An 8089-nucleotide genomic window follows, 5' to 3' on the forward strand; every position below is an offset into this window, starting at 1 on the left:
ACTGTGCTTTGCAATGGTAACAATAGTTTTTACACTTAAAAATTTATCTGAGACCCCTATTCTTATAGAGATGTCGGGGTAAAAATGACAAATTTACTCTACGGTAATAAAAAATACTATTTCGCTAGATTGCGGAATTCATTCAGCCTTTATAGTATAAATGTGAGCAAACTTATGCGCAACCCTCCGTATCTCCGAAGTGCATCAAAAATACATGGATACAGTAAAAAAGTGAAAGCTCGTCTTCAGTCGGTCATCTCCGGGATTTCCACATAAAACAAGCACCCGCCTTCCGGATTATCTTCTACCCCGACCCTGCCTCCATGAAGCTCGGCAATACGATTCACGATCGCAAGCCCAGGTTCCGTATTCATTACGCCCTTTTCATCCACCCTCTGAAAACGCTTGAAGAGCAGTTCCCTATCCGCTTCTCTTATTCCATATCCCCAGTCTTTGACGTAAATCTTCCAATGTTTGCTTTCTTTTATTATGCCTGCCTCGATTTTACTGCTTTCCGGAGAATACTTTATAGCATTGCTGATAAGATTTGAAAAAGCGTCTTCTATCATCGGATTGACCATTGCAGAGCAATCGCTTTTTACCTGGTACTCAAGCTTTATGTTTTTCTTTTCAAGTTCGGGTTTGAAGCTGTCGGCGACTTTTCTGATTATCATATTTAAATCGAGCCGCCGGCGCTCCAGTTTTTCAATACTTTCCACCAGCATGGCGTACGTGCTTGCGGTTTTAATCATCCCTATAAGCATATCTGTATTGCTCCTTATCTTCAACAGTGCATTGCGCACTCCTTCGCCCTTTGCCTCCCCAAGCCCCAGTTCAGCCGTGGTTTTAATAACATCTGCGAGGTTAAGTATGTCCTGGCGCGTCATATTCGTGAAAAGATTTTTGAGATTATCCGCCTTTTTAAACCTCGATACATGGTTTTTCAATATCTGCTTTCGCCAGATAGCATAGCGGATGGTGTGCACTAACTGGTTGCTATCCACCTGCCCCTTAATAAGATAATCCTGTGCGCCCATACTGATGGCGTTGATAGCAAAATCATCATCTTTAAAACTGGTCAGTATAACTATCGGGACTTCTGGCGCCTGTGCCTGCGCCGTAGTAAACGTATATAAACGCCCGAAGCTGTCAGGCAGCATGAGATCCAGCAGGACGATGTCGACCCTTCCCCCGGCAAGACGTTTCAGCCCTTCCGTAAGATTGTCTTTCCATTCCAGGTTGAATGAAACATCCTTTTCATATGCCAGCATCTCCCGTATCAACCTTGCATCTGCGGGGTTGTCCTCTATCAGCAAAACTCTTATGTCCTCCATTTTCGACCACCTGAGGGCTCACGTAGCGTCTCTACAACGCTCCCGGCATATGCACGCACGCCTTGAGCGGATTGCTCCCTCTGCCTGCATCCGGTACCTATAATATCAAAGCTCCCCACTTATCCATATATTCTTATCATGGTTTTATATTAAATTTTGTGTGGTTGGACTGGCTACAGGACGCTCGTCAAAAAGCCTGTTCAGAACTGCCAGTAATGCTGCACTCAGAACGTATCTCTTAAGTATTATACTGCAAGACACTGATTATGTTCAAATCCAGATACCCCAGGCTTTTGCTCAATGAGATCAAGTGGAAGTCCGACCTCCACAGGTGCAGGGTGTATTATATCCACAGGGGAGCGCCGGGGAACATAAAGGCGGTGGAAGGGAGCGCTATCAGGACTATAGACAGGGCTTTTTTGATCCTGGAAGGAGAGCCGCATGAGGTGTATATTCCTTATCACAGGATAGTGAGAATAGATTATGATGATAAGATAATATTTGAGAGACCTCAAAGAAACAAGATAAACCCTTAAGTTAAAGGTCCCACATAGAATATAGGAGGTATTTTAATGGATGATGCGGATGTCGTTCTGGAAGTAGACGGGAAAAGAATCCCGTTGAATGATTTTGTCAGGAAAATGCTGTACGGGGTGCTCTCAGGTTCTGTCGGCGCTCTTCACGGGATAGGAGAGGATTGGAAGACGATCAATATCAGGATCAAGAGATAAAAGGGATTTTAAATCAGTTCAGACGGCAGGTTTACTTCTATCGCCTTATTTAAAAAAGTTCTCCCTTCGCTGGTTATCCTGTATGCATTTTCAGTTTTTTCCACCCACTTTTTATTTACTAATATGTTCAGGTACTTCTCTGTGACAATGAAATTCAGGTTGGTCTTGTAGATAATACTGGTTTTTTTCGTTTCTTCTCCGCATACCTTCAGTATGTCTATGATTATCTCCAGACGGCTTCGTTTCATATTTTTCTCTCCTTATCCTGGCATCCTGCCAGCCTGTGACTTGAACTAACGGATTGCTCTTGGAGCACAGCATTACGTCACAATATATATTTCAAACGGATTAAAAAATTACAAAACGATTAAAAAATTAAAAAAGGCTTGGAAAGTCCAGGGGCAGTATAATTCATGAGAATGAACGGCGATTCTTGTTGACCCTGGTACGATTTGTCTTTTGCCCTGCCAGCTTTTCGATATCAAAGAGTGATATATGATATTCTATGGAAATATCAATTTTAGCTTTGGTAAGAGCTTCACTTTCGTTGATACCAGTATGCATAAGTGTTATCTTTCTCTTGGAGATAGCACCCAGTACATCAAAGATATCCATACCTTATCAGTCTCCTTGTAAATATATAATAACCTACATGTACTTAAAGCTATTTGGCATTGTCATGTTCTTTATATCTCTGGTATATCAGCCCGAATTGCTTTAAGCAATCTGTTTTTTATTGAAATGTACTAAATAGTGCAAACCCCCCCTTGCCCGGAACTTTATAGAAGTATCGAAAAAAGGAAGAATTAAAGCTTTTCCAGCTTTTCAATTCCAACCTTCTTCACAAATGGCTTATTGATCTTATCCGGCATCCATGCAGGCTTATTCTTTGGGGCATTAATCATTTCCTTCCAGCCCTTGAAGATATGGATCTTCTTTGTTCCTCTTTCCCTCAATCTTATCTCGACCGGTTTATCTTTGCTTCCCCCGAACCGGTTTGCTGCCTTAAGAGCAGCCTGGCGCGGCTGGCGCCCTGTGAACACACCATCCTCACTACCGTTTTTGTTCCTTAAAATAAAATTCTTGATTTCTGCCATATTATCAATTCTCCTTGCAGCATCAAATGCTGCAAACGCTATAATACACATTATCTATTTATAAATCTTATTTACATGAAAAAATATGCTAATTGGCGCGAATGCTATCCGCAGCCGCAAAAAATCCCGACTACCCCAATATTTGGAGAATCATATATTTCAACCGAAAACTACTTATGTAAAGGACTTAAATAAATCTCAGGGTTAATTGTGATTTAAGGAGGTAAATCATGAAAATCGTAAAAATAAAGAAGATTTCAAGAGGAACCTGCAAGTGCCACTCTTCATGCACATAAAAAATAAAAGATTTTTGATTTTTATTTAACTACCTCATATCCCGCCGTAGTCCATTCTATGATTCCCCCCTTCATATTGTAAATCCGGGTAAACCCGTTATTTACCAGTATCTCACTTGCCGCAGCGCTGCGGCCTCCCGTTCTGCAGTAGACAAGTATTTTCCTGTCCCGCGGGACCTCATTTAGCCTTTTACTTAAATCCTGCACTGGTATCAGCGTAGAATTTCTGATATGCCCGGCATTATATTCCTCCTGTGTACGCACATCCAGGATGAAAACTTCACCTTTATCAATCATTTCCTTAGCCTGCTGAACGCTGATGTCAATATATTGTGCTTTTTCAGGCGGTTTTGTGGCACACCCGGATAGCGCGGAGACTAATGTAAGGGTCATAAATACTACGATGAAAAACTTCTTCATGATATTCATACCTTTACCCTTTCCCCGCACTCATTCCTCCTGTAAACCCCGAACTCGCTCTTCTTCAGGACCCCGCCTGGGAACACAGGCCCGTCCCTGCAAACGCGCAGCCCGTCTATGCAGCAGGCGCCGCATATCCCTATGCCGCATTTGATGTAGCGGTGGAGGCTGAACTGCGCCTTTGACGGGGCGACCTTATCGAGTACCTTTTTCATCATAATTTCAGGTCCGCAGCAGTATATCTGGCTGTATCTATCCGGCTCATCGATCAGTTGTGTTACGAATCCGTGTATCCCTTCTGAGCCGTCATCCGTGGCAACCTTCACGTCACCTGCAGCCTCGAAGCGCTCCCTGAACGGCAATTCGTCTTTTGTTTTTGCGCCAAGCAGCGTTGTGACCTTAATACCTGAAGCGCCTGCCTTCTCTGCCAGCGGCGCAAGGGGAGCGGCGCCGACACCGCCTGAGACAAGCAGGATATGTCCTTTCTTTATATCAAAGCCGTTGCCGAACGGTCCTCTAATGCCCACCGAATCGCATACCTCAAGCTCGAACAAAGCCGATGTTGCATGCCCTACTTTCTGCACTGTTATCGCATTCTCATATGAGAGCGCCATCGGGATCTCATCCACGCCGCGTATCCACACCATCACGAACTGCCCCGGAACCAGTTCAAAGGAGGTATCAAAAAAGAACGTCCTTATGGTGGGAGTTTCGTCAACGATTTTTGTAATAACCGCATTAACAGGTCTCATATTTCGTGCGCCATCCCGTATATGTCATCCAGCGTCCATTCTTTCTCTTCCAAAAAAGCTTCCATACATGAAGAAATATCATCGAAAATATTGATGTTATTCCCAACAGCAGAGCCTATCTGTACTGCCTTTGCGCCTGCCATTATAAATTCCACAGCATCTTTCCAGTCCGTAGCACCCCCAACACCGATCACGGGTATATCAAGGACTTCATAAAGGTCATAAACACATTTTATCGCCACAGGCTTAATCGCCCTGCCGGAAAGTCCCCCGAATTTATTGCCAAGTATAGGATAGCCGCTCTCGATATCGATAGCCATACCCCGTACAGTATTTATCGCCACAACTGCATCGGCGCCGCCGTGCTGTGCAGCAAGCCCGATGCCCTTTATGTCCGTAACATTGGGCGTGAGCTTCACCCATACGGGCACATTTACAGCAGTTTTGACAGCGTGCGTGATATCCTCCACAAGAGCATGGTCCGTGCCGATCTCAGCGCCGTATCCATGGGCGTGCGGGCAACTCACATTAAGCTCAAAAGCATCGGCGTTCAGGGACTTCGCTATTTCCGAGAAATCAAGAGAACACCCGCCGAAGATGCTTGCGATCACAGGCACCTCTCCCTCCCTTGCTCTGTCGATCTCATCCTGGAAATTTTTATACGACGGATTGGGAAGACCCATGGCATTCAGGTAACCGCAATCAACCTCTACCATGCTCGGGTTACTGTGACCGCTTCTGGGCTCCGTCCCGATCGATTTTGTCACAACAGCGCCTGCCCCTGCCAGAGCCATCCTTTTTAATGAATCGCCTGTAGTGCCCATGATACCTGCAGCGAGCATGAGGGGGTTTTTGAGATTTAATCCTGTCAGTGTGAGCGAGAGCATCCTGAATAATCATGCTTGGTAAATACTTAGTTCTTTTTATTAAATTTAGGGAGTATGCATATCAACCCGCTATTCTTTTTCCTTAACGTACGTCACCCCTTCCGGCTCTTCGTACTTTGTCTTGATGACTATAGTACCGGATATACGATTAAAGAGCCGCAGCTTGCTGCCAGACATGGCCAGCCAGCCGATGAGGCAGTCAAGCGGAAGGAGAAAAGCCTTTCCGAAACTTTCAAGCGCAGCAGCCGGAAGGTCTATTTTTCCCCCTTTTCTTCCGGTCACTTTCAGGTTCAGCGCCATCTTCCCTATAGATTGACCATTGTAACCTTCAAAGAACGTCCAGTAGGCGAACATTAATACGCTGCGAATACCAAAATCCTCAAGACTGATAAGATCAACCTTCGGGAGGGACAATAAATTTGCAATGCCGGAATGTAAAGCACCGACCAGCAGAATGTCGATTAACCACGCCCAGAACCGTGTCTCCCATTTTGCAAGGTATATAGTCTCCATTTTCTCACACCTTTCTATTTAAGCTGATTGCATATTGATAGTTATAAAGATTTGCAGTTGGGGTTTAAATTCGTTCTGCATGTTGCTGTGGGAGTACACAATTAAAATAGAAAAGAGATTTCAGATATCCCCATGCGGTTTACGAAAATACCCGTACACCCTCTCCGCATCCTTCCTCGTAATCCCCGACACCTTCTCTATCTCCGAAACCTCCGCCTTTCTTAACTTCTCAACCGACCCGAAATACCGGAGCAGCGCCTGTTTCTTCTTTAACCCGATCCCTGCTATTTCATCCAGCGCCGATTCTACTATCTTCTTACCCCGCAGCTTCCTGTGATATTCGATGGCGAATCTGTGCGCCTCATCCCTTATCCTCTGCAGCAGCTGAAGCGCGGGCGAGCCCTTCGGCAAAATGATGGGCGCTTCTCTCTCCGGGAGAAAGATATGCTCAAACTCCTTTGCAAGCGCAGCTATGTTCGGCTTGCGCCCTTTGAGAGCAGCCAGCGCCGCGTTCAGCTGTCCCTTTCCCCCGTCAATCAATATCAGGTCAGGCATCCCTTTTCCCTCTTCTTTCATGCGCGAGTACGCGCGCCCGACAACTTCTCCCATCATGGCAAAATCATCAGCGCCCTGTATCGTTTGTATCCTGAATCTCCGGTAGTTCTTTTTATCAGGCTTTCCGTCCTTGAACGCAACAAGAGAGCCGACGGCATCAGTGCCGCCGATGTTTGAGATATCGAATGCTTCGATCGTTGCAGGCATAACAGGCAGAGCCAGGGCTTTTTGCAGCTCCGCAATCGCTTCATTCCTGCCATTGCCTTCAGCAAGCATTTTCTGGTTCAGGAGCATCCTGGCATTTTCCTGCGCCAGGTTCATCAGTCCTCTCTCGACCTTGTTTTTTGATGTTTTCAGCTTTGTTCCCCTGTTAGAGAGCCACTGCAATATGGACTTATCCGTTATCTCAACCGGGATTACTATCTCTTCAGGCGGATTAACTTCCTGGTAGTACTGCTTAATAAAACTCGAAATGACCTCTGTCTCATCCGAACCTGCCGTATTCATTGAAAATGTGTCCCGTCCTTTCAGCTTTCCCTCGCTTATGTGGAATATCTGAATGCTTCCGATGCTGTTTGAGAGAGCATACGCGATCACATCCTGTTCTTTCCATCCCGACGTGTTCACGCGCTGTTTTTCTGACAGCTCCTGCAATGCATTTATCAAATCGCGGACGCGCGCCGCAGTCTCATATTCCTGCATTTCCGAGAGCTTTTTCATCTCTTCTTTCAGGGACTGGATCAACTGGCTTCTCTTTCCTTTAAGGAAATCCGTAACATTCCTGATTATATCCAGATACTCCTCTTTAGTCATATCACCGATGCAGGGGGCAGCGCATTGTTTTATATGGTAATTAAGGCACGGGGGGCATGGCAGTTTCTTTTTGCACCGCCTTATGCCGAAACCCGAAGCCATCCTTATCAGCTCCCGGACCGCCCTTGAACTCGGATAAGGTCCGAAATATTGCGCTCCATCCTGCTCCCTCCTCCGGGAAATGCATATGCGGGGATATTCATCGTTCGTTATCTTGATGAACGGATATGCCTTATCATCCCGCAAGCGCACATTGTAGCGCGGCACATGCTCTTTTATCAGGTTCGATTCCAGCACCAGCGCCTCGACCTCGTTCCCTGTCACGATATACTCAACATCCTCAATATTCCTGACAAGCATCCTGTTCTTCGGCGACTCCTGCCCCCTGAAATACTGGCTCACCCTTTCCCGCAGCGAGGATGCCTTTCCAATATATATGACCCTGTTCTCCCTATCTTTCATCAGGTAAACGCCAGGCAAGTCCGGGAGTTTTTTTACATTTTTGAAAATCCTTTCATTCTTTTTATCATTATTATCCTTCATTGGATTTTCAAACTCGATATTTTCAATCATTTATTTATGGATTCTACCTGCCTTTAGTTGTGCAGCCCCATAATTTTTTGCATTGGAATCTTTTCGCAACAGTTCCGGAAAAAGAGTTTTTGTATAGTCCCGAATGTTTTGGCCTTAT

The 8089-nt window shown here is 45.4% G+C and carries 12 protein-coding genes; 2 read left to right on the plus strand and 10 right to left on the minus strand.

Annotation, left to right across the window (positions count from 1 at the left end; genetic code table 11):
• Positions 1–245: 245 nt before the first annotated feature.
• The gene (locus MNV_RS06115; protein WP_096204484.1) at positions 246–1334 is read right to left on the minus strand and encodes a hybrid sensor histidine kinase/response regulator; all 1089 of its coding nucleotides are present in this window, start codon (positions 1332–1334) and stop codon (positions 246–248) included.
• Positions 1322–1453 carry a hypothetical protein gene (locus tag MNV_RS20575; RefSeq protein ID WP_256999969.1) on the minus strand — a complete coding sequence of 44 codons (132 nt, stop codon included), beginning with the start codon at positions 1451–1453 and terminating at the stop codon, positions 1322–1324. The genes MNV_RS06115 and MNV_RS20575 overlap by 13 nt, the downstream gene beginning before the upstream one ends.
• 147 nt (positions 1454–1600) lie before the next feature.
• On the opposite strand from MNV_RS20575, the gene MNV_RS06120 reads away from it, so the two are divergent.
• A complete protein-coding gene (locus MNV_RS06120; protein ID WP_096204486.1) occupies positions 1601–1870 on the plus strand; it encodes a DUF504 domain-containing protein in 270 nt (89 codons plus the stop codon).
• Positions 1871–1906: 36 nt separating this feature from the next.
• The gene (locus MNV_RS19425) at positions 1907–2065 is read left to right on the plus strand and encodes a hypothetical protein (RefSeq protein WP_179293829.1); all 159 of its coding nucleotides are present in this window, start codon (positions 1907–1909) and stop codon (positions 2063–2065) included.
• Between the two features lie 8 nt (positions 2066–2073).
• On the opposite strand, the gene MNV_RS06125 is transcribed toward MNV_RS19425, so the two are convergent.
• The 8 genes from MNV_RS06125 to uvrC form a co-directional block, all read right to left on the minus strand.
• A complete protein-coding gene (locus MNV_RS06125; RefSeq protein ID WP_096204488.1) occupies positions 2074–2313 on the minus strand; it encodes a winged helix-turn-helix domain-containing protein in 240 nt (79 codons plus the stop codon).
• Positions 2314–2476: 163 nt separating this feature from the next.
• Positions 2477–2680: a hypothetical protein gene (locus MNV_RS06130; protein ID WP_096204490.1), complete on the minus strand. Its 204-nt coding sequence runs from the start codon at positions 2678–2680 to the stop codon at positions 2477–2479.
• Positions 2681–2871: 191 nt separating this feature from the next.
• Positions 2872–3162, minus strand: a complete 291-nt coding sequence (locus tag MNV_RS06135) for a non-histone chromosomal MC1 family protein (RefSeq protein WP_096204498.1) — start codon at positions 3160–3162, stop codon at positions 2872–2874.
• A gap of 317 nt (positions 3163–3479) precedes the next feature.
• Positions 3480–3908 (minus strand): rhodanese-like domain-containing protein, encoded by a 429-nt coding sequence (locus tag MNV_RS06140; RefSeq protein ID WP_256999970.1) that lies wholly within the window; start codon positions 3906–3908, stop codon positions 3480–3482.
• Positions 3884–4630, minus strand: a complete 747-nt coding sequence (locus MNV_RS06145; protein ID WP_096204492.1) for a dihydroorotate dehydrogenase electron transfer subunit — start codon at positions 4628–4630, stop codon at positions 3884–3886. The genes MNV_RS06140 and MNV_RS06145 overlap by 25 nt, the downstream gene beginning before the upstream one ends.
• Positions 4627–5517 (minus strand): dihydroorotate dehydrogenase, encoded by an 891-nt coding sequence (locus MNV_RS06150; protein WP_096204494.1) that lies wholly within the window; start codon positions 5515–5517, stop codon positions 4627–4629. Before MNV_RS06150 ends, MNV_RS06145 begins: the two co-directional genes overlap by 4 nt.
• 69 nt (positions 5518–5586) lie before the next feature.
• A complete protein-coding gene (locus tag MNV_RS06155) occupies positions 5587–6030 on the minus strand; it encodes an RDD family protein (protein ID WP_096204496.1) in 444 nt (147 codons plus the stop codon).
• 120 nt (positions 6031–6150) lie between these two features.
• Entirely contained in the window at positions 6151–7971 is a 1821-nt protein-coding gene (gene uvrC / locus MNV_RS06160) for an excinuclease ABC subunit UvrC (RefSeq protein ID WP_218837920.1), read from the minus strand.
• Positions 7972–8089 lie beyond the last annotated feature (118 nt).

Origin of the sequence: Candidatus Methanoperedens nitratireducens, assembly GCF_900196725.1 — an archaeon.
GTDB classification, from domain to species: Archaea; Halobacteriota; Methanosarcinia; order Methanosarcinales; family Methanoperedenaceae; genus Methanoperedens; species Methanoperedens nitroreducens_A.

Bases quoted from the DNA above. Each gene is read 5' to 3' on its own strand.
- MNV_RS06145 (WP_096204492.1), bottom strand. From the start codon at position 4,630: ATGAGACCTGTTAATGCGGTTATTACAAAAATCGTTGACGAAACTCCC.
- uvrC (WP_218837920.1), bottom strand. From the start codon at position 7,971: ATGATTGAAAATATCGAGTTTGAAAATCCAATGAAGGATAATAATGAT.
- MNV_RS06125 (WP_096204488.1), bottom strand. From the start codon at position 2,313: ATGAAACGAAGCCGTCTGGAGATAATCATAGACATACTGAAGGTATGC.
- MNV_RS19425 (WP_179293829.1), top strand. From the start codon at position 1,907: ATGGATGATGCGGATGTCGTTCTGGAAGTAGACGGGAAAAGAATCCCG.
- MNV_RS06135 (WP_096204498.1), bottom strand. From the start codon at position 3,162: ATGGCAGAAATCAAGAATTTTATTTTAAGGAACAAAAACGGTAGTGAG.
- MNV_RS06120 (WP_096204486.1), top strand. From the start codon at position 1,601: ATGTTCAAATCCAGATACCCCAGGCTTTTGCTCAATGAGATCAAGTGG.
- MNV_RS06130 (WP_096204490.1), bottom strand. From the start codon at position 2,680: ATGGATATCTTTGATGTACTGGGTGCTATCTCCAAGAGAAAGATAACA.
- MNV_RS06155 (WP_096204496.1), bottom strand. From the start codon at position 6,030: ATGGAGACTATATACCTTGCAAAATGGGAGACACGGTTCTGGGCGTGG.
- MNV_RS06115 (WP_096204484.1), bottom strand. From the start codon at position 1,334: ATGGAGGACATAAGAGTTTTGCTGATAGAGGACAACCCCGCAGATGCA.
- MNV_RS06150 (WP_096204494.1), bottom strand. From the start codon at position 5,517: ATGCTCTCGCTCACACTGACAGGATTAAATCTCAAAAACCCCCTCATG.